14 protein-coding genes are annotated in these 19,381 nt (G+C 61.0%); 6 read left to right on the top strand and 8 right to left on the bottom strand.

The window, feature by feature from the left end:
• Positions 1 to 223 precede the first annotated feature (223 nt).
• Both OKA05_RS08330 and OKA05_RS08325 read right to left on the bottom strand, forming a co-directional pair.
• Positions 224 to 1,888 carry a sensor histidine kinase gene (locus OKA05_RS08330; RefSeq protein WP_264486666.1) on the bottom strand — a complete coding sequence of 555 codons (1,665 nt, stop codon included), beginning with the start codon at positions 1,886 to 1,888 and terminating at the stop codon, positions 224 to 226.
• A complete protein-coding gene (locus tag OKA05_RS08325; protein WP_264486665.1) occupies positions 1,885 to 2,601 on the bottom strand; it encodes a response regulator transcription factor in 717 nt (238 codons plus the stop codon). Before OKA05_RS08325 ends, OKA05_RS08330 begins: the two co-directional genes overlap by 4 nt.
• Before the next feature lie 225 nt (positions 2,602 to 2,826).
• Here OKA05_RS08325 and OKA05_RS08320 point away from each other — a divergent pair, with 225 nt between their 5' ends.
• Positions 2,827 to 3,414, top strand: a complete 588-nt coding sequence (locus OKA05_RS08320) for a CREC-EF hand family protein (protein ID WP_264486664.1) — start codon at positions 2,827 to 2,829, stop codon at positions 3,412 to 3,414.
• 101 nt (positions 3,415 to 3,515) lie between these two features.
• Here the strand turns inward: OKA05_RS08320 and OKA05_RS08315 are convergent, their stop codons facing one another.
• Positions 3,516 to 3,716 carry a hypothetical protein gene (locus tag OKA05_RS08315; protein ID WP_264486663.1) on the bottom strand — a complete coding sequence of 67 codons (201 nt, stop codon included), beginning with the start codon at positions 3,714 to 3,716 and terminating at the stop codon, positions 3,516 to 3,518.
• 271 nt (positions 3,717 to 3,987) lie between these two features.
• On the bottom strand, positions 3,988 to 4,560 hold the full coding sequence (locus OKA05_RS08310; protein WP_264486662.1) for a prepilin-type N-terminal cleavage/methylation domain-containing protein: 573 nt from the start codon (positions 4,558 to 4,560) through the stop codon (positions 3,988 to 3,990).
• Between the two features lie 177 nt (positions 4,561 to 4,737).
• Here OKA05_RS08310 and rnr point away from each other — a divergent pair, with 177 nt between their 5' ends.
• Positions 4,738 to 7,107, top strand: coding sequence for a ribonuclease R (gene rnr / locus OKA05_RS08305; protein WP_264486661.1), 2,370 nt, complete (start codon positions 4,738 to 4,740; stop codon positions 7,105 to 7,107).
• Positions 7,108 to 7,239: 132 nt separating this feature from the next.
• Here rnr and OKA05_RS08300 read toward each other — a convergent pair whose 3' ends face one another.
• The 4 genes from OKA05_RS08300 to OKA05_RS08285 all read right to left on the bottom strand — a co-directional run bounded on the left by OKA05_RS08300 (position 7,240) and on the right by OKA05_RS08285 (position 14,400).
• Positions 7,240 to 7,764, bottom strand: a complete 525-nt coding sequence (locus OKA05_RS08300; RefSeq protein ID WP_264486660.1) for a hypothetical protein — start codon at positions 7,762 to 7,764, stop codon at positions 7,240 to 7,242.
• A gap of 392 nt (positions 7,765 to 8,156) precedes the next feature.
• Positions 8,157 to 9,056 (bottom strand): hypothetical protein, encoded by a 900-nt coding sequence (locus OKA05_RS08295; protein WP_264486659.1) that lies wholly within the window; start codon positions 9,054 to 9,056, stop codon positions 8,157 to 8,159.
• Positions 9,053 to 13,519, bottom strand: a complete 4,467-nt coding sequence (locus tag OKA05_RS08290) for a LamG-like jellyroll fold domain-containing protein (RefSeq protein WP_264486658.1) — start codon at positions 13,517 to 13,519, stop codon at positions 9,053 to 9,055. Before OKA05_RS08290 ends, OKA05_RS08295 begins: the two co-directional genes overlap by 4 nt.
• The gene (locus tag OKA05_RS08285; protein ID WP_264486657.1) at positions 13,516 to 14,400 is read right to left on the bottom strand and encodes a hypothetical protein; all 885 of its coding nucleotides are present in this window, start codon (positions 14,398 to 14,400) and stop codon (positions 13,516 to 13,518) included. The genes OKA05_RS08290 and OKA05_RS08285 overlap by 4 nt, the downstream gene beginning before the upstream one ends.
• Before the next feature lie 368 nt (positions 14,401 to 14,768).
• On the opposite strand from OKA05_RS08285, the gene OKA05_RS08280 reads away from it, so the two are divergent.
• The 4 genes from OKA05_RS08280 to OKA05_RS08265 are packed head-to-tail and all read left to right on the top strand — an operon-like array spanning position 14,769 to position 19,376.
• A complete protein-coding gene (locus OKA05_RS08280; protein WP_264486656.1) occupies positions 14,769 to 15,455 on the top strand; it encodes a CerR family C-terminal domain-containing protein in 687 nt (228 codons plus the stop codon).
• On the top strand, positions 15,452 to 16,525 hold the full coding sequence (locus tag OKA05_RS08275; protein WP_264486655.1) for an HlyD family secretion protein: 1,074 nt from the start codon (positions 15,452 to 15,454) through the stop codon (positions 16,523 to 16,525). Before OKA05_RS08280 ends, OKA05_RS08275 begins: the two co-directional genes overlap by 4 nt.
• A complete protein-coding gene (locus OKA05_RS08270) occupies positions 16,525 to 18,252 on the top strand; it encodes an ATP-binding cassette domain-containing protein (RefSeq protein WP_264486654.1) in 1,728 nt (575 codons plus the stop codon). Before OKA05_RS08275 ends, OKA05_RS08270 begins: the two co-directional genes overlap by 1 nt.
• Positions 18,249 to 19,376, top strand: coding sequence for an ABC transporter permease (locus tag OKA05_RS08265; RefSeq protein ID WP_264486653.1), 1,128 nt, complete (start codon positions 18,249 to 18,251; stop codon positions 19,374 to 19,376). The genes OKA05_RS08270 and OKA05_RS08265 overlap by 4 nt, the downstream gene beginning before the upstream one ends.
• Positions 19,377 to 19,381 lie beyond the last annotated feature (5 nt).

Below are 19,381 nucleotides of genomic sequence, written 5' to 3'. Positions count from 1 at the left end.
CGTTTCGAGGGGACTAAAAAGCCGATCGGGTTCGCCTTCTGTGAAGAAGAACCGCGATCGACTCTCGTCTCTCGCGCTGCGCTGTGTGGCGCGGCGGGGAGAAACCTACATAGGCAGATCCCCCGGTCAACACCTTTCGAGAGGTTTTTTGGAAACTTTTCAGCCGGATCCCCGCAAGCCATTGATTTTGCAGGATTCAGCCCGCGAAGTTTTTCCGCGCGCTTCAATTCTTATGCGCCTCGGCGCTTGCAGCGGGCAGCCGGAACACCACGCAAAGCCCATGCGGCAAGGCGGATTCGGCGCGAACCGTGCCACCACAGGCCTCAATTCCCGAACGAACGATGGCGAGACCCAGCCCGACACCACCTGCTTCACGGGTGCGGGCGGCGTCAGGACGGTAGAAGGGCTCGAAGAGACGCGGTAGATCCGCGGGATCGACGCCAGGGCCATTGTCGGCGAGACGAAGCTCCACCTCATCACCGTTGGGGGTCGCGGAGATCTTCAGCTCGCATTCATCGCCCCCGTGGCAAGCGGCATTGCGGAGGACATTGGCGACGGCCCGGGCGAAGAGACTCTTGTCGGCAAGCACGGCCAGCTTCTCCGGGATCTCCAGTTCGGCCTTCTGGCCCGGACATTCGCGGGAAAGCGCAAGCTGGATCACAGGCACAAGCTCGACCGCTTCCAAGCGCACCGATCCCGGTGCCGTGCTGGCTCTCGTAAAAGCGAGCACCTCCGAAACCAGTTGAGAAAGCTCGCCGACATCCTCCTCGATCGATTCCAAGCGCACCTGCTGCTCCGGAGTCAGGCCATATTCGAGCACGCCGAGACCGGTGCGGATGCGGACAAGCGGTGAGCAAAGTTCGTGCGCGACATCGCCGAGGAAGCGCTTCTGGCCACGCACGAGCCGGTCGAGCCGCGAAGCCATCGTCTCGATGGAATCTCCCAAGCTGCCGAGTTCATCGGAGCGCGAAAGACCGATCCGCGTATCGAACTTCCCATCGGCAATCGCCTCGGTGGTCCTCGACAAGCGCGAAAGGTAGCGGGTGATGCCGAAGAAAAACGGTGCCCATAGTAGCAAGCTCAGGCCGAGCACGACCAAGCCGCCGATCACCCATGGCTTGAGATTAAAGAACAGGCCGTTGCCGGAAATCTCCGCGGCGCGGAGCACCAGCAAACCGTGCAGTGGCTGTTGGGCGGGCGGCTCGGAGAGCGGTAGATCGATGCCGGCCCAGTAGCCATCGCCGCCCATGCCACGCGCGAGGAAGTCCGGCCGTGCGCGCGGAGCTAGACCATCGGTCGCAAGGCGAATCGGATCCGCTTCTCGCAGCGGTCGCTCACGGGGGCCGGGCCGGATTCCGTCGCGTACTTCAGGTGGCCTTGGATCGCCAATGAACAAGTCCTCTTCCTCCTCCGGCGGGCCATCGAATCGCGGCGGCGGTGGGCGACCCTCACGGCCGCGCGGTGGCCGCCCCATTTGATCGCCGGGTCCTCCTCGTTCCTCGTGAAGTCCCCCGGGACCGCGGGCAGGCCGGGGCTCGGGACGACGGAAGCCCTTGATGCGCTGGTCAATATTCGGCGGGATCTTTTGAGGCGCACCTCTCACCCAGTCACCGGGACCCAGTTGAAGGAAGACCTCGACCCCGAGCGCGGCTTGGCGGCGCTGCAGGATCTCCGGCCACTCGCGGCGGGGTGCGTCGCGGAGTTCCGTCGCCACCTGCTCCCCGACATCGCGCAGGCGTTCTCCCGCGGTGCCGCTCAAGAAGGAATCCAAGCCAAGCCGGAGCTGCCATGCGACGAAGATGAAGAACGCCGCCGCGAGCACGCCGAGATGGACGCACAGCCAGAGCAGCATCTTCGCCATCAGCGGAAAGCGGACGCGGCGCTTCATGGTGTGGTGTCCTCCAGCTTGTAGCCCACGCCGCGGATGGTGCGGATGAAGCGCGGCTGCTTGGCATCGTCACCGAGCTTGCGACGGAGCTGCGAGACATGCACGTCGATCGAGCGGTCGAAGACGTCGAAGCGCCGGTCGGACACCTCCTCCAGCAGCGATTCTCGTGTTTTCACCCGGCCCTTCGCCTTCAACAACGAAGTGAGGATAGCGAACTCCAACGCGGTGAGATCGAGCGCCTCGCCCGCCAGCGTGGCCACGTGGCTTTCCTCATTCACGATGAGTGCGCCACATACTAGATCCTTCGTACTTGCTGCCGCACCTTTCTCGGAGACCACGCTGCGGCGGGTGACGGCGCGCAGCCGGGCGAGCAGCTCGCGACTGGAGAAGGTCTTCGGCAAATAGTCATCCGCGCCGAGTTCGAGTCCGACGATGCGGTCGGCTTCCTCGCCCATCGCAGTGAGCATCAGCACCGGGATGGTGGAGGACTTGCGCAGCTCACGCAGCACTTCGAAGCCGTCCATGCCGGGCATCATCACGTCGAGCAGCACTGCCTCGTACTTTCCGCCGCGCACAGCTTCGAGGCCCTCCGGTCCGTTGTGGCGCATGTCCACCTGCCAGCCGTGGGGAAGCAGATAGTCGCGGATCAATCCGCAGAGCTTGCGATCGTCATCAACCACCAGCAAAGGCCGGGCGGGCGGAACGGGAGTCATCGTGCGGAGCATGCGCCAAAGCGGGCGGAACAGGCCACCGATTTTACGAGGCCTTAACAAAGGGCGGCGCAAAGCGACCGGCAACCTGCCCTGCGGCACCGATTCCCCGGCATTCGCCAACTTTTACACGAATTCATCGTCACCCACACACGTGCTTAACAAAGCGATGGTTTCCTCGATGGCGTGAGACGGTTCTCCGCCGCGAAACCAACCAACCGACCGAACATGAAAACAACCATCACCTTCGCCGCGGCACTGCTGGCGGCCCTCGCCTGCCAAGCCCAGGACGAACCTCAGGGACCGCCACCGGGTCGCCCTCCTCACCCGCCGCTGCCGATCTTCGAAGCGCTCAATACCGACGGCGACGAGAAGCTGTCCGCCGAGGAAATCGAAGCCGCCTCCGAATCGCTGCGCACGCTCGACATCGATGGCGATGGCACCATCTCGAAGAAAGAGCTGCGGCCTAAGCCACCGGAAGGTGCCCCGGAGGGTGAAGAACCGCCGGCGGACGAGCAAGGCCAGGAAGACAGGAAGGCCCGCCGCCCGCGCGGTCCGGTCCCGCCGCTGCTGGCAGCGCTCGACAAGGATCGCAATGGCGAGCTTTCGACCGAGGAAATCGAGGCCGCGCCCGAAGCGCTGGCGAAGCTCGACAAGAACGACGATGGCGAATTGACGCCGCGCGAGCTTCATCCACGCCCGCCGCACCCCCCTCAAAAGCCGGATGGCGAGGGAGACCAGCAAGGCCCGCCACCTCAGGGCGAGGGCCGCCGGCCCGGCCCGGGCGGTGGTGGACGTCCGCCACGGGGACGTTGAACGATTTTCCCCAGAGCTAGTATCTCCCCGGAGATAAAAAGCGGGGCGGAGGCCGCGTGTTGCACGGCCACCGCCCCGCGACCATCCTTAGCCACGGAAATTCAGTTTGTGGCCGCCTGAAAGGCCTTGGCCTCCGGCATGCGCTTGGCGACCGCTTGGAGCGCGACGCCCGCCGGCTGGGCCGGGGCCTGGCCCCGGAGGCGGGCTGACTCGAGGCCGCTCTTGCGCACTTCGATGGTCGAGAGTCCCAGCAGCCCGACGGCAAGCAAGGTGATCACCACCATCAGCATCAGTGACGCCACGAGAGCGAAGCCGCGGTCGTGGCGGGAAAGGCTTGGGGGGCGTCGGGATCGAATCGGATTGAGGCGCATTGAAATCTAGAACTCGGTTGCCCCAAACGTCGCAGCTTCTAAGCCACATCATTTTTAATCTCGGAATTTGCGCAAAACCACCAACTCGTCGAACGAAGCCCTTGAAGGTCATGACCTTGGAAGCACCCCGGCCAAACAGAAAAGCCCCGCCGCGGACTTAGCCGGGCGGGGCTCATGAGAGCGATTTATCGGAGCGTCCGGATTACCAGGACTTCACCTCATCATTGTCGCCGAACTTCCCGTCGGCACCGAAGCTCCAGATGATGACCTTCTTCCCGCGGACGATGTCGCCCTGCTTGATCGGGTTCTGGATCTCACCGTCGAAGTCCTCGTCAAACTTGATGTTCAGCGGGCGTCCCCAGGCGTCATACAGGCCTTCGACCTGATTACCGTTGCTGTAAACCAGGCCACCCTGTTTCTTGTTCTTGGTATTCCGGGAAGTGAGGAAGACGATCTGCCGCGGGTTTTGCATCTCGCCGCTGGATTCTTCCTTGCCCAGCAGGATCGTGAGAAGCTCGGCACCGGACTGGCCTTCCGCGACCATCTCGTCTTGCGAGCCCACATTCGGCAGCTTGTTGTATTCGTCGTAGTAGCGGTCCAGGGCGGAGGCGAGGGCCGTGACATCGGTCAGGGTCGTCACGGCATTCTTCTTCTTCGTGGCGATCGAAATGGCGCCGAAGCTCATCGCGGCCAGCACGATGATGATGGAGACGACGACAAGGAGCTCGACGAGCGTGAAACCGCGCTGCGAGCGGCGATAAGGACGGGTTTTCATAGGGACGTGATGCGTTGATTGCAGGTTCAGCGAAAGAAAGCGGTTCCGGGGCGCGGTGGCAATCCTGCGTTTTTCCCGCGTAGGCTGCCGCCAAATTACTCCAAGCCCTTGCGCTGCCAAGTGCTTTTCGGGTTCGCGGATTGCCAGAACGCCCTTCAGCGGCCATCGTCGGGCACCATGGATCGAAAAGAACTGCGGAGCGCGTTGCTCCGCCTGATGGGCGGCAAAGGTTACCGCCCGATGAATAAGTCGGAACTTTCCCGCGACCTCTCCCTCTCCTCGAACGATCGCCCATTGCTGCGTTCCGAACTCGCTGCGATGAGCCGCGAGGGTCTGATCGCCGATGGCCGCAAGGGCCGCTACGAGCTCCCCCGTCCCGCCGGGCACGACAAGCTGCGCGGCACCATCCGCTTCCTGCCGCGAGGCCACGCGTGGTTCTATCCGGACGCCACCGACCCGGACAACGCCGCCACCGGCATCGACATCAAGAAGCACTCGCGCGTCCACATTCCCCGCCGCGACACCGGCACCGCGCTGGAAGGCGACCGGGTGCTCATCTCCTTCTACCTGCCGAAACCGGAGCCGTGGAAGCAACGCGAGCGCGAGCGCAGTCGCGGTCCCCAGGCACCCGAGGAGGAGCCCGACGCCCGCGGCAAGGTCGAAAAGGTTCTCGAGCGCCGCAGCGGTCGGATCGTCGGCACCTTCCACCGCAAGGCGAAGTTCATCTGGGTGGAAACCGAGGATCCCGCGCTGGCCGGCCAGATCGACATCTTCGGCGACACCACCGCCGAGCCCGGCCAACTCGTCGTGGTCGATCTCGACGAGTGGGAAAAGAACCGCACCCCGCGCGGGAAGATTCTCGAAGTGCTCGGCTGGCCCGGCGACGCCGGCGTCGATATCGTGGCCGTCATTCATCGCCACGGCTTGCGGACCTCGTTTCCCGAGGACGTGCTCGCCGAGACGCGAGCCGTGCCGGAGGAAGTTGATCCACAGGAAGTCGCCCGCCGCGAGGACTGGCGCGACCGCCTCGTCATCACCATCGACCCCGCCGATGCGAAGGACCACGACGACGCGATCTGGGTGGAGCGCCACGACAAGGGCTGGACGCTCGCCGTCCACATCGCCGACGTGTCGCACTACGTCAAGCCGCGCACCCGGCTGGATAAGGAAGCCTCCGAACGCGGCAACTCCACCTACCTGGTGGACCGCGTGCTGCCGATGCTGCCACCCGAGCTTTCCAATGGCATTTGCTCGCTCAAGCCCGGCGTGAACCGGCTGACCAAGTGCGCGGTGATCGAAATCTCCCCGGTAGGAAAAGTCCTCAAGACCCACTTCTGCGATGCGGTGATCAACAGCCAGTCCAAGCTTTCCTACGAGCAGGCGCAGGCCATCCTCGATGGCAAACCCGCTCCCGAAGGCTCGCCGGAAAATCTCTCCGAGATGGTCCAGGAGTCGTGGCGGATGGCGGCAGTTCTGCGCAAGAAGCGCTTCAAGGACGGCGCGCTTGACCTCGAAATGCCGGAGATCCGCGTGAAGCTGGATGACAAGGGCAAGGCGGTGGAGGTCCACCAGGTCGAGCACACTGCCAGCCACCAGCTCATCGAGGAATGCATGCTGCTGGCGAACGAGGCCGTGGCCCACGTCCTGAAGGTCCGCAATAAGCCGACCATCTACCGCGTCCACGAGGATCCGGATTTTGGCAGGCTGGCGGAGTTCACGGAGACGGCCCGCGCCCACGGCTATCAGCCCGGCGACCTCTCGAACCGCGCGCACATCCAAAAACTGCTCGACTCGTCGAAGGGGCGCCCGGACGAGCACCTGATCAAGCTGGGCTTGCTGAAAAGCCTCAAGCGCGCCGCCTACGCGCCCGACCCACTCGGCCACTACGGCTTGGCGAAGGCCGACTACTGCCATTTCACCAGCCCGATCCGCCGCTACGCGGACTTGATCGTCCACCGCTCGCTCCAACCTTACCTCACCAATCCTCCGAAGCTCCCCGACAAGGTCGCGGGCCAAACCGAGCTCGCCGAGTTCTCGCGCCACATCTCCGACACCGAGCGCACCTCGGCCGAAGCCGAGAACGAGACCAAGCAGATCAAGATGCTCGAGTACCTCGATGGCTGCTCCAAGCAGGATCCGCCCCCGGAATTCGACGGCATGATCACCGACGTCCGCAACGCCGGCCTGCTGGTGGAGGCTACCTATATCGGCGCGCGCGGCCTCGTGAAACGCGAGGACCTCCCACGCGGCGAATGGCACTTCGAACACGCTCAGATGCGCTACGTCTCCCGCAGCGGCCAGCAATTCCAGCTCGGCCAGAAGGTGAAGCTGCAAGTCCAGCGGATCGACTTCCAAGGCAAGTTCATCGACTTCCGCATCGCCGGTGAGCCCACCGCCAAAGTCCACGGGGCACCCATCAAATGGGAGGGCACCCCACCGCCGCGCGCAAAGAAGGAGCGGACGCCGAAGTTCGAGAAGACATGGCCGCCGAAGGGGAAACCACAAAAAGCTGGAAAGCCCCAAAAGGCAAAACGACGGAAGAAGTAAGCAGCGCCTACTTTTTTCGCCAGGAAGCCAATCAGAACCCGCAAGATCTCGGTGACGGGCACCGGAACTTGGGGAAAGGCTACTTCAAATGTCTTTGATTGGAAATCTTTGGAGAACAACACGCGTGTCCGGTCATGTCGCACCCTCGGGAGGCATCAATTCAGGCGGGCCATACACCGCCTCGTCTGAAATCAGCCCCGAGCCAGGCGGCCACTCGCAATCCTCGTGGAAGAGAAGGCGCCACAGCTTTTGTTGGGTGCGGCCTTGTTCACCATCGGGGCGAGTGAAGGGCTGTGGCCAGCTTTTGAGGTAGAGGAAATGGGGGGTGTCGCGGATCTCGATGAAGAAATCCGCTGCAAGCACTTCCTTCTTTGAGCACTTGGCGAATTGCCAGAAATCCGGGCCAAGCCACATTTCGGCTGAGGGATGGAAATTTGACGCAGAAAGCAGGGCCTTTCTTCGGCCGGAGTTTGCCGAAATGTCGATCATGTCCCTACCGGAGCCGATTCCACCGCCGTCAGATTGAATGAAACGGCGAATTCCAGAAGGCATGACTCCGAATTTTCTTTCGTAAGACCCCGCTACGCAAGAATTCTGCCACGTTTCGTAAAGAGATCGCCATTGCCATCCTCCGATGCCCGGCCATTGGATCAACATGCCCTCGATCAGCTTTCCCCATGAATCAGGTGCTTTAAATCCGTTATTTATGATTCCAGTTAGGGAAGCGCTCTCACTCGGATTTCTTCCTCCAAACAGACGGTAATGAGCTTGTTTATTTGAATCTCCGGAGATGGCCGTGAAGGCACTCAGATCCCTTTCGACAATGACACTTCTTACCTCATCGGGGCTAAGCTTTAGGTCGGCTTCCCTTTGAAGCTCTTTGCGATGCCCGGCAATTTGCGAAAGGGAAAATTGTTTCGGGAGAGCCTTCTCCGATTGAAGGAACGCGACTAGAGTATCCCAAGCGTCCTAAACCGGACTGGGCATGGAGAGGAGAGCGACTTCAAAGAAAATCCGATTCGAAACCATTGGGCTCCAAAATTTGTTCCCTAAGCGATTTCATCGCGAGGCATCAGTTCAGGCGGACCATAAATCGGTTTATCGGAGATCCCGCCCGAACTCGGTGGCCATTCACAGTCCTCGTGGAAAAGCAGCCGCCAGAGCTTTTGCTGGATGCGTCCTTGCTCGCCATCGGGCCGCCTGAATGGCTCAGGCCAAGTCTTCAAATAGAGAAAGTTTGGCAAATCTCTTTTAATAAGGAAAATATCCGAATCGAGAACCTCCTGCTTCGTGCAAGATGCGTACTGCCAAAAATGTGGCCCTAACCACATCTCGCTGGAAGGATAGAAGTTTACCATTGGAAGCAATTCCTTGGCCCGCCCGGGATTGAGCGACACGTCGATGAATTTCCTCTTCGGCTTCCCATGGCCACCGAGACCACCACCACCCACCATTCTCACGCCCGGGGGAATCGCTCCAAAGTTCGCTTCATAGACGTTCTCCGATATTGTTCCTTGCCATACCTTATACAAATTATCCCACTGCCAACCTCCAATTCCGGGCCACAAAGAAAGAAGTCCCTCGATCAATCGGGACCAATCGGCGGGGGTTTTCGACTGGCATTCGATCCTGCATGAGAGCACTGTCTGATCTCCAGTTGTCTTTGCCTTAGTCATACTAAAGGCAACACTTCTGGCCGAGTGACCGGTATCTACTGCAAATCCGAATAAGTCTCTGTTTTGAATCAAATCGGCAACTTCTTCGTGAGAAACCTTTAAATCCCTTTCAGATTGAAAGCGCTCGGGGTGACCGGTGATCTGTTGAAATATGAAGCTACTTGGGAGGCAACCTGAGGCTTCCAAATAGCCAACAAGACAGCGCCAAACATCGACCACCGGCTTCGGCACATTAGGAAAAGAGACCTCGAAATATTTTTTGTTGGAAATCATTGTGGCCCCAAATCATAAAACTCAATTTCCACTTCAAATCGACTTTCGTAAGGTTTACCGCCCAAATAATTGTCGAGAGCAGACTTCAGGCCCGCAGTATCAGTGCCGGGCTTCGCAAGGATATGGAGCTTCAGATCACCGGAATCTGGTCGGCTAGCGGCAAGCTTGTCAATCGCTTTCTTCATCCCGTCAATTGCACCCCCGGGGTTCTTGACCGACTTGATCTGAACCCAGGTAACATCATCTGACAAATCGAATCCCGCGGCAGTGGGATGATGCGTGAATCCCTGCGATTTGTACACTCTCTTATAGACGTCGATTTCCGCCAGCAGGCCTCGGACCCAATAGTTGTGGGGAATCGCGATATCCTCATCCACCCAAAGGGGATCGTCGATTTTCCACAGATTACCTGCGTCGGGGTCCGAAAGGAAGCTCTTCAAGTAGGCCTTGCCATTTGCGGACAACTGCGAGAGCGATAGCTCGGCGGTATCGGCATTCACCATGAGCGACGGATTCCCTTCGAAGCAGCGGAAGAATCCTTCAAAGAATTCGTCCACCACATGTCCGTCGGGGGCTGGTCGAAGGATGATTAGTCGTTCTTCAGCGACCTTGAGGAAATTCTTCATGATTGTCTCGTCACATTGATCTCCCAAGAGTACGGCTAATTGAGCAGCCCTGCGTTGAATCAAGGCCTCCCCGCCAGCGCTGGCCACAAGCGCCCGCATATTGCTTCCGGGCTTGGTAATGTCGTCGAGCAAGTTTTTGAAATTGAAGGTGGCACGCTGGAACCCGGACCTCGTAAAGAGCTTCTCCAATATCTCGAAAACGCTCTCCTTGATCGACGGTCCAACCGGCTCCACCGCGCAAAGCAGCAATCCACGCTCATACCCGAAACGTACAAGCGCGTCTCCGAGGGACGAGTTTCCTAATAACGCCTTCATCCAGTGCCCTCGCATCGCAATCGCTCCCGCGGTTCGCTTTGCGAGATTGCCCGCCAACGTGACCCCACCTTTCAGAGCAACTTGGCCGATCTTCATGGCACCTCCTGTAAGCATGCCCACTGCGACCTGCTCGCACATGTATCCCAAGGTATATCCAAACGTATAGCACTGTTCCCTGAAGACCTGAGTGCCTTCTGCCAGGAGCCCGGACTTGGCAAACGGGGTATTGATCCATGCGGCGCTCTCAGCTCCCGCCGCCATACGGTTCCCGAAGTCGTCAAACCATTCGCCGAGAGCGTCGACCGTCTTCTCCCAAATGTTCAGGTTGTTGGCGGCCATTGAGATGGTGATCCCCTTTGCCACCGCTTGCCAGAAGAGCTTCTTGAATCCCTCAAAAGTGGAGAGATCGGCTACAAGGTTTCCGAGCGGCTCATAGACCTGCTTCTGGAAGAAGTCAGTCATGATCCCATGCAACTCGGACATGCGAGCCAATGGGTCGTCTTGCCACTTCTGGATCTCGCTTTGTAGTGCCGCCGCCGTCCAATCCGCCGCGATCATAGCACCAGTTGCCAGCAATCCCGCGAACTCGAGATCGTCTTTCAGACCTGCAACAATCCCCTCCCCCAGCCCCCGCGCAACAATCGTCACCCCCTCCACCTGATGTCCGATGAGCATGAACGGGATCAGAGTGGGCGTAGCCCACAGTTCCGGCTCGCTGAGCCCAGCCCCGTCCGTGAGGTTGTTCCGGGCTGCAATCGTTCCGCCGGCTGCGCCGGGGTCGATGCGGAAGCCTTTTCCGGCGGCCCATCCCGTCACCATGTCGATGGTTTCTTCAAACTGGGTATGAGCTTGAAGGGACCGCTCCACGCTACCAAGGGACTGGCCATTGAACCTGGCCTCGACCTTGATTTTCCCGTAGCCCTCCCCCTTTACACCCGAGACCAGATAGAATTCGGTCCGTCGGTAGTTGAGGGTATCCTGGAGAAACCACACCCGGGGGTCCCTCACGTCCGTCCCCTGGTCGTCCTCGCTACCGAGCATACCCTTCAGGGACTGGTAAACGCGCGTGTCACCCTCGCCCGCAAGGTAACCGTGGGTGCCGAAGTCCTCTCCAGTCTCGGGGTTCGTGATGACGAGTTGAAGTCTCTCGAAGCCGCGCAGGGTCGTCACCGAGCCAGCGAACATGCGATCCTGCGAGTGCGTCTGGATCGAATAAAGGACGACCCGGCGGTTCTCGATCTCCTCCTTGAAGGCACTCTCATCTGCGGCAACATCATTCCGGTTTACCCCGAGCAGCTTCTTACCGAGGCCAATCGAGCCGCGGTCCTTGTCCCAGGAGTCGATGAGGATACCTCCATGGCTGGCCTGGGGAATGACCTTGAAGGTATAGTCATAGTCCGGTCCGTCGCTCGCCCCGCTGCTCGAGGTTCCGGTACTCGTACCCTGCCACTTCAGCCGGAAGGTGTAGGTCTGATCCTTGCGGAAGATGTTGTAGTCTTGCTCGGTGTATTGGCCAAAGCCGCCGCTCCGGACGATGTAATGCAGCTTCTCCTCGCCCGTCTCGATATCGATGCGGTAGCATTCCACAACGTAATCCTCGGAGTGGCTCCCGCTCTGATCACCCACGCCGATGCGGATGGCAAGACGCTGGTCTGCTGGCAGCGGCTGGCCGCCGTCCGAAGCATCATTGGGATGGGAGCCTTGGGTGGTTTCGTCACTATCGTTTGTGCCGTCGCCATCCGTATCCGCCGACTTCGGATCGGTCCCCCATTTGTATTCCTCTGTGGCGGTCAATCCGTCGGTATCGCTCGGAGAACTCCCGTGTTCCACTTCCCAACCGTCGGGCAGCAGGTCGCCGTCGCTGTCGGCCTTCCAAGGGTTGGTTCCACGCGTCTGTTCATCGTGGGTCGAAAGGCCGTCCCCGTCATGATCGGAACCAGCTGGATCGTTCAAGAACGGGCTTACCGGGAAGGTAGTCTCGGACTGCTGGTCGATCTTGTCGTGATTGTGGTCACGCCAGAACCGGGTTCTCGACTCAAAGCGGTCGGTAAGACCGTCGTCATCGATGTCCTGATTGTAGAGCGCGAGGACATCGCTTGGCTGCAGGACCTTGTTGTAAACCCGCAAGCGATCAATTTGAGCTCCCAGCGTTTCATGTCCCTGCCCGGGAGGGATGAATTTCATGAATCTCCCAAGGTAGCACCAAGGGTGCGATGCCGCATTGAGAGTGTATGTAAAGACGTTTCCCGCAATAATATCTTTCTGGTTGTCGTCGAATGCGCCACCGTCGTACCAAGCTCGATATTTTCCGCGGCCGCCTTCGTTATCGTCGAAGTAAATTGCGATGTGGTGCCATTGGCCGTCGTCCAATGCGGCGGGAACGCTCCACGAAGCGAGCTGACTTTCGACTCCGTCGTCCCAATTGGATAGAACGAGGCGATTGTCGGACGAGTTGTTTGTGGTGCCCTTGCCATCGAAATAGCACTGAACAATCGGACGCGAATCGGGGTCGTTGCTCGACAATGTCTCGTCCTTTCCGACGGCAAAGAGCGTGCGCTTCCCGGCGGAGGAATCAAGGGCACCTGGCGACGAGACAGTCGCCCGGGGAAACTTGATCCACATCGCCCAGGTGTGGGTGTCGTGATTCAAGCGTGTCGTGGGGACTTTCGCGTGAGAATCGGCCGCGATCAGATGCAGGCATGCCCAAGGCATCCCGCTGGCAGCACGCGGCCAGTCATCTCGTCCATCCCATCCTGCTCCCGTGTTGCCGATGTCGATCGCGCCCGCCTCGTTATTCGGGGTGGAAACGAGGGTGACATCGTCCGGCCCGCCGCCCTCAAAGTCCCAGCGCCCAAGGAGACCGGTGGTCACGTTTCCGGAGAGATTGGCTCCGTCCTTGTCCGCGAAATCCAAGGGATCCGGATCCGTGTTATCGGGAAATCCATCGCCGTCGGTATCGGCTCTGTTAGGATTCAGTTTCTTCGCAAGCTCCTCGTAGTCGGTGTAGGTATCGCCATCACTGTCGACGTCAGCCACGGAGACCTTCCAGAACAGGCGATCAGGGAGGTAGCCGTCCTCGTCGATGGCTTCCGTACCGTATTCGATGGTCGCGCCGGTTCCCATCATCGGGCTGTCGATCTGGACCCAGCTTCCGGAGGAGAGGTCGGGGGAGACGTAGAGCTTGTACTGTTTCCCTTCAAGCGACGGCCAACTGATGGTGAAGACGGTGGAAAAGTCGGGGTGCTTGAGAACCGTGGGCTTCAGGATACCCTCTGGCGGAACTCCCGAGCTTGGGTCGGTTCCGGCCTGGGATTCCTCAAGGTTCGTCCAGCCGTCCCCGTCCGGATCAGCGGTTGGCAGTTGATGGGACGGCTGAGTGCCGGAGACGGCAAAACCGTGTTCCCCTTCCCAGACATCACTCATGCCGTCGCTGTCGGCGTCGATCAGAGCATGGGCGGTGGTGACGATGATCGCCGCGCCGATGATCAGGAGTGGCCCTCGCTTCAAGAAATCGAGCTTCATCGTGCGACGGCGGGTTTGGGGGTGATTCCTTGCTGCCCGGCTTCGTCCATGCGCCAGTGGCGGATGACGATGCCCTTCGGCCGCGGCGGGTTGGCGCGGAGGAACTCTTCCCGTTCCTGTTGCGCGCGCTGGCGCCCTTCGTAGGCAGCTTTCAGCCTCTCGCCGTCCTTGTTGTAGAGCTGGTGAAGGGCAACAACAGGTGACAAGGCCTCGGCCGCCGGGGCTCCCTCGGAGACGACAAAGCTGGCCTCGCCCGCGGGCAGTTCGGGCACCGTGGGCAGATCGTATGCCGTGCCTTGCTCCTCCAAGAACTCCGACCATCCGTCGACGTCCATGCTGCTGTGGCTCATGATCAAGGCGTATTGCCGGCCATCTTCCCCCTGAAAGCTTCCGACTCCGCCCAACCAATTCCAATTTGCCGATGACCAGCAGGAATAGGAGGCTTGGGTTTCTTGATCCCATACCCGTACAAGTGTCCTTGGACCGGGCAAATCGGCAGCTTGGAAAATAGTCGCTCCGATAAAGACGAAAGTCGTTTCGCGATGGGTTTCGCCGAGTTCAAGGAGCTGCTGCTGAACTTCAGGAGAAAGCGGATCAGGTGGCTGGGCCGGTTCCGGCACGAGCGGGAGCTGAAGTGGCGCGATCTTTTCGATAGTGATCTGCCTCTCCCCAGCTTCAACCGTCTTGGTTTCAATCACGTCTTCGGGCGCAACAACGAGCTTGGCAGGTGGCGGTGCTGGTTCCGAAGGGGCTCCATCTGGAAGGTCGTTGATGATTTGCGCTTCCGTGATCTCAGTTACGCCTTGTTCGTTTTGGGTTTGTCCCCAAAGGATAGCCGGAATCGTTCCAGCAAGTAGAAGTATAAGGGAGGTTCGTTTCATTGCTTGAGCGGCTGTTTGGCGGGGAGTTGAGGCGAAGTCAAACAACGTTAGGTGAAATTCCGATGAAGGACTAGTTTGATGAAGAAGATGAGCGACTCGTAAGTGAGATGGGCTGTGGATGCCCTCGAAAATTGGGCTCTCTATCAGATGTGCTTGGGTTCTTCCCGCGGCCCCGAGGCATTCAACTGTCGAGCTGACATGTGAGGAGTGATGGCATTCGTATGGTCGGCGCGGGCGGCCGTGGCCGTGGGCAGCCCCCGTCGCTACTGTCCGCCTCCCAAGTCCTCGCAATCCGACATCTCCCCGCGAAGAAATCTATTCTTACACAATCGTTTGACTTTTTTAGACGATCGTTGAATTTCTCCGCCGTGCAGCGGGAATTGTTTCCGACGAGTCCGAACAAAGGCGAGCAAGCGCGGCGCAAGCTGTTGCTGGCGGCGCTGAAGAAGATCGGCGACAAGGGCTATGAGAATGCCTCGGTCCGCGACATCGCGGATGAGGCGGGCCAGAACGTGGCCGCGATCGCCTACTACTTCGGCAACAAGGAGAAGCTCTACGCCGCGGTGCTGGAAGGCGTCGGCGGTTATCTCGGCAGCGTTTTCGGAACCATCGCGGAAGAGACCCGTGCGAAGTTGCAAAGCGGCTCGCTCGATCCGGCGGAAGCGGTGGAAGTGCTGAAGCTCATGCTTCGCACCCTGCTCGGTGAGCAACTGGGCGACGGCGAATTCCAGAAAATCCGGCTGGTCATGATCCGAGAGCAATCCTCGCCGAGCGAGAGCTTCGACCTGCTCTACAACAAGACGCTCAAGCCGCTCCACCAACTCTTCACCACGGTGCTCGGCGTCGCGACTGGCGAGGATCCCGAGTCACCCGCGACGATCCTTCGCGCGCACGCCCTCTTCGGCCAGGTGCTGGCCTTCGTGGTGGCGCGCACCACCATCCTGCGCCGGCTCGGCGTGAAAGAACTTACCAGCGACCACCTCGCGACCATCGCGACGATTCTCGATGAACACCTCGGACTCATTTGCCCCGGCTTGAAAGGAGCCATGCCATGAAAAAAGCGATTCCACTGATCCTTATCCTCGCCGTCCTCGCCGGCGTCGGCTGGTACTTCTACGGGAAGTATCAGAGCACCCACCAGCCGCTAGTGCTCCAAGGCAATGTCGATATCCGCGGCGTGGACCTCGGCTTCCGCGTCTCCGGCCGGATCGCCGAGGTGCTGAAGGACGAGGGCGATGCCGTCAAAACCGGCGAGTTGCTGGCTCGGATCGACAAGGAACCCTACGAGAACGAACTCGCCCAAGCCAAGGCCGCCGAAGCCCAGGCACGGGCCGCACTCTCACAAGCCAAGGCCACCCTCACCCAGGCCAAGGCGGACGCGGACCTGAAGCGCGCCGGCTATCGCACCGAGGAAATCGCGCAGGCACGGGCCAGCCGGGCGCAAGCCGCAGTCACGATGGACAATGCCCAGCGAGCCTATGAGCGGCAGTCGGAGCTGGTGAAATCGAAAGGCGTCTCGCGGCAGAACTTCGAAAACGCCGAGGCCGCTTTCCACGAGGCCGAACAACGGCTGAAGGTCACCGAAGCCAACCTGCGCCAGCTTGAAAGCGGCTTCCGCACCGAAGAAGTCGCCGCCGCCGAGGCTGCGGTCGGTGCCGGCGAAGCCGGCGTCGGCGCGGCCGAGGCCGCCGTCGCGCAGGCCGAGGCCGCGGTGAAAACCGCCGCGATCCGCCTCGCCGATACGGAGCTGAAAAGTCCCTCGGACGGCATCGTGATCACCCGCGCCCTCGAGCCCGGAGCGATCGTCCAGGCCGGGCCGACCGTGCTTTCGCTGTCGCTGGAGAATCCGGTGTGGGTACGGGCCTACGTTCATGAGCCCGACCTCGGCAAATTCCCGCCGGGCACCAAGGTCAGCCTGGTCACCGATGGCCAGCCGGACCACGCCTTCCACGGCAAGGTCGGCTTTGTTTCGCCGCGCGCGGAATTCACGCCGAAGACCGTCGAGACCAAGGAAATCCGCACCTCGCTGGTCTATCGCCTGCGAGTGATCGTGGATGACTCGGACGGCTCGCTGCGCCAGGGCATGCCCGTCACCGTTTCGCTGGACGCACACCCCGCGGAGTGATGTCAGAGGTCGTCGTCAACTTCCACGAGCTGACCAAGACCTTCAAGGGCATGGCCAGCCCGGCGCTCGATGCCGTATCGGGAGAAATCCGCAATGGCCTGATCACCGGCCTCGCGGGTCCGGACGGCGCGGGCAAGACAACGCTGCTCAGATTGATCGCTGGCTTGTTAGAGCCGGCCTCCGGGACCGTCGCCACGCTCGGCCGCGACCCGATCAAGGACGCCGCTGCGATCCGTGGCGAGGTCGGCTACATGCCGCAGAAATTCGGCCTCTATGAAGACCTCACCGTGATGGAGAATCTGGTGCTGCACGCGGACCTGCGGCACGTGACCGGGGCAGAGCGCGAGGAATCGTTCGAGCGCCTGCTGACCTTCACCGACCTCAAGCGCTTCACCGGCCGCTTCGCCGGAAAGCTCTCCGGTGGCATGAAGCAAAAGCTCGGGCTGGCCTGCGCGCTGTTGGGAAAGCCGAAGCTGCTGCTGCTCGATGAACCGGGCGTGGGCGTCGATCCGATTTCCCGCCGCGAGCTGTGGGGCATGGTCGAGGACTTGGTGGGCCAAGGCATCGCCGTCGTCTGGAGCACTGCCTACCTCGATGAAGCCGAGCTGTGCGGCACCACGATCGTGCTCAACGAAGGCAAGCTGCTCTTCGCCGGCACCCCGGCGGAAATCTCCGCACCGCTCGAAGGCCGCTGCTTCCAACTGCGCGAGCCCGGTCCGCGCAAGCGCCAGCTCCTCACCCGCGCGCTGTCGCGGCCGGAGGTGAACGACGGCACCATCCAAGGCCACAGCCTGCGGCTCATCTTGAAGAAGGACAGCCAGCCCTTCGAGCCGTCGGAGATCGGCGCGGATGCCAGCGCCGAGTGGGCACCGGTGAAGCCGCGCTTCGAGGACGCCTTCATTGATCTGTTAGGCGGTGGTCCACCCGGTGAATCGGTATTGGCCAAGGCCACGAAGGAAATCCCGAACGACGGCAAAACGGTCATCGAGGCGGAACACCTGACCAAGCAGTTCGGCGACTTCAAGGCGACCGACGACGTCACCTTCCAAGTGAAGCGCGGTGAAATCTACGGCCTGCTCGGCCCCAACGGCGCGGGGAAATCGACGACCTTCAAGATGATGTGCGGCCTGCTCACGCCGACCGCCGGCACGGCGACGGTGGTCGGCCTTGACCTGCGGCGTAGCGCCAGCGAGGCCCGCCAGCGACTCGGCTACATGGCGCAGAAGTTCTCGCTCTATGGCCATCTCACGGTCAGCCAGAACCTCTCGTTCTTCGCCGGCATCTACGGCGTCTCGGGGAAGCGGCAGCGCGAGCGCATCGCCGAGATGGCGGAGATCTTCCACCTCGATCCTTTTCTCAACGCCAAGACCGACTCGCTTTCGCTCGGCTACAAGCAGCGGCTCGCGCTTGCCTGCTCGGTGATGCATGAGCCCGACATCCTGTTCCTCGACGAGCCGACCTCGGGCGTCGATCCGGTCACGCGCCGTGAATTCTGGACGCACATCAATGGCCTCGTTGATCGCGGCGTGACCGTGATGGTGACCACCCACTTCATGGATGAGGCGGAGTACTGCGACCGCATCGGGCTGGTCTTCCGCGGCAAGCTTATCGCCAACGGCACGCCGGACGAATTGAAGGAAAGCATCGCCACGACGGAGAATCCCGACCCTACGATGGAGGACGCCTTCATCGAACTGGTCACCGGAAAGGAGGAAGCAGCGGCATGAAACACCTCTCATTCCGCCGGCTGCGCGCGCTCTGTTGGAAGGAGACGCTGCAGATCTTCCGCGACCCTAGCAGCAACCTGATCGCCTTCGTGCTGCCGCTGCTGCTGATCTTCGTCTTCGGCTTCGGCATCAATCTCGACACGCCGGTCCTCCACGTCGGCCTGCTCAAGGAAGGCACCGGCAAGGACGCGGACGGCCTGGCGGCGGCGCTGCAAGGAACGCCATCGATGATCGTCCGCCGCTTCGAATCGCGCGACGCGATGGAGCGGGCGATGGTCGACTCCGAGATCCGCGGCTTTATGATCATCCCGTCGGACTTTTCGCGGCGGATGAATCAGCCGGGCGAGACCGCACCCGTGCAGGTGGTGGCCGATGGCTCGGAGCCGAATACGGCCCAATTCGTCAGCAACTACTTCGAGGCCATCTGGCAGCACTGGCTGCTCCAGCGCTCGGAAGACCGCGGGGAGGACATGGAGCGGGAGGTCGTGCTGGAGCCGCGGTATTGGTACAATCCCTCCGCGAAGAGCCGCAATTTCCTGATCCCTGGCTCGATCACGGTGATCATGACCGTCATCGGCGCGCTGCTCACCTCGCTGGTAGTGGCGCGGGAATGGGAGCGCGGCACGATGGAGGCGCTGCTCGCCTCGCCGGTCACGCGGGCGGAGCTGCTGCTTAGTAAAATCCTGCCCTACTACGCGCTTGGCATGATCTCGCTGGTCATATGCGTGGCCGCGGCGCGCTGGCTGATGGACGTTCCCTTCCGCGGCTCGCTGCTCGCCCTCTTCATCGTGGGCAGCTTCTTCCTGTTCAGCGTGCTGGGCATCGGCCTGGCGATCTCGACGGCCACGCGCAACCAGTTCAATGCGGCCCAGGCGGCGCTCAATGCCGCCTTCCTGCCGGCGATGATGTTGTCCGGCTTCATCTACGAGATCTCCAGCATGCCGATCTTCCTGCGCGGCGTGACCCACTTGATCCCGGCGCGCTATTTCGTCTCCGCCATCCAGACGATCTTCCAGGTCGGCACGCCGTGGAAGGTGCTGCTGCCGGACATCGGGATGCTGATCCTCTCCTCCGTCTTTTTCCTCGGCCTCACCGCCAAGCTGACCCGGCGGCGCATGGAATGAACGAC

Origin of the sequence: Luteolibacter arcticus (assembly GCF_025950235.1) — a bacterium.
In the GTDB taxonomy this organism is placed as follows: Bacteria; Verrucomicrobiota; Verrucomicrobiia; order Verrucomicrobiales; family Akkermansiaceae; genus Haloferula; species Haloferula arctica.
This window is presented reverse-complemented; position numbering and strand designations above follow the sequence as displayed.

Bases quoted from the DNA above. Each gene is read 5' to 3' on its own strand.
- OKA05_RS08330 (WP_264486666.1), bottom strand. From the start codon at position 1,888: ATGAAGCGCCGCGTCCGCTTTCCGCTGATGGCGAAGATGCTGCTCTGG.
- OKA05_RS08325 (WP_264486665.1), bottom strand. From the start codon at position 2,601: ATGACTCCCGTTCCGCCCGCCCGGCCTTTGCTGGTGGTTGATGACGAT.
- OKA05_RS08320 (WP_264486664.1), top strand. From the start codon at position 2,827: ATGAAAACAACCATCACCTTCGCCGCGGCACTGCTGGCGGCCCTCGCC.
- OKA05_RS08310 (WP_264486662.1), bottom strand. From the start codon at position 4,560: ATGAAAACCCGTCCTTATCGCCGCTCGCAGCGCGGTTTCACGCTCGTC.
- rnr (WP_264486661.1), top strand. From the start codon at position 4,738: ATGGATCGAAAAGAACTGCGGAGCGCGTTGCTCCGCCTGATGGGCGGC.
- OKA05_RS08300 (WP_264486660.1), bottom strand. From the start codon at position 7,764: ATGTTGATCCAATGGCCGGGCATCGGAGGATGGCAATGGCGATCTCTT.
- OKA05_RS08295 (WP_264486659.1), bottom strand. From the start codon at position 9,056: ATGATTTCCAACAAAAAATATTTCGAGGTCTCTTTTCCTAATGTGCCG.
- OKA05_RS08290 (WP_264486658.1), bottom strand. From the start codon at position 13,519: ATGAAGCTCGATTTCTTGAAGCGAGGGCCACTCCTGATCATCGGCGCG.
- OKA05_RS08285 (WP_264486657.1), bottom strand. From the start codon at position 14,400: ATGAAACGAACCTCCCTTATACTTCTACTTGCTGGAACGATTCCGGCT.
- OKA05_RS08275 (WP_264486655.1), top strand. From the start codon at position 15,452: ATGAAAAAAGCGATTCCACTGATCCTTATCCTCGCCGTCCTCGCCGGC.
- OKA05_RS08270 (WP_264486654.1), top strand. From the start codon at position 16,525: ATGTCAGAGGTCGTCGTCAACTTCCACGAGCTGACCAAGACCTTCAAG.
- OKA05_RS08265 (WP_264486653.1), top strand. From the start codon at position 18,249: ATGAAACACCTCTCATTCCGCCGGCTGCGCGCGCTCTGTTGGAAGGAG.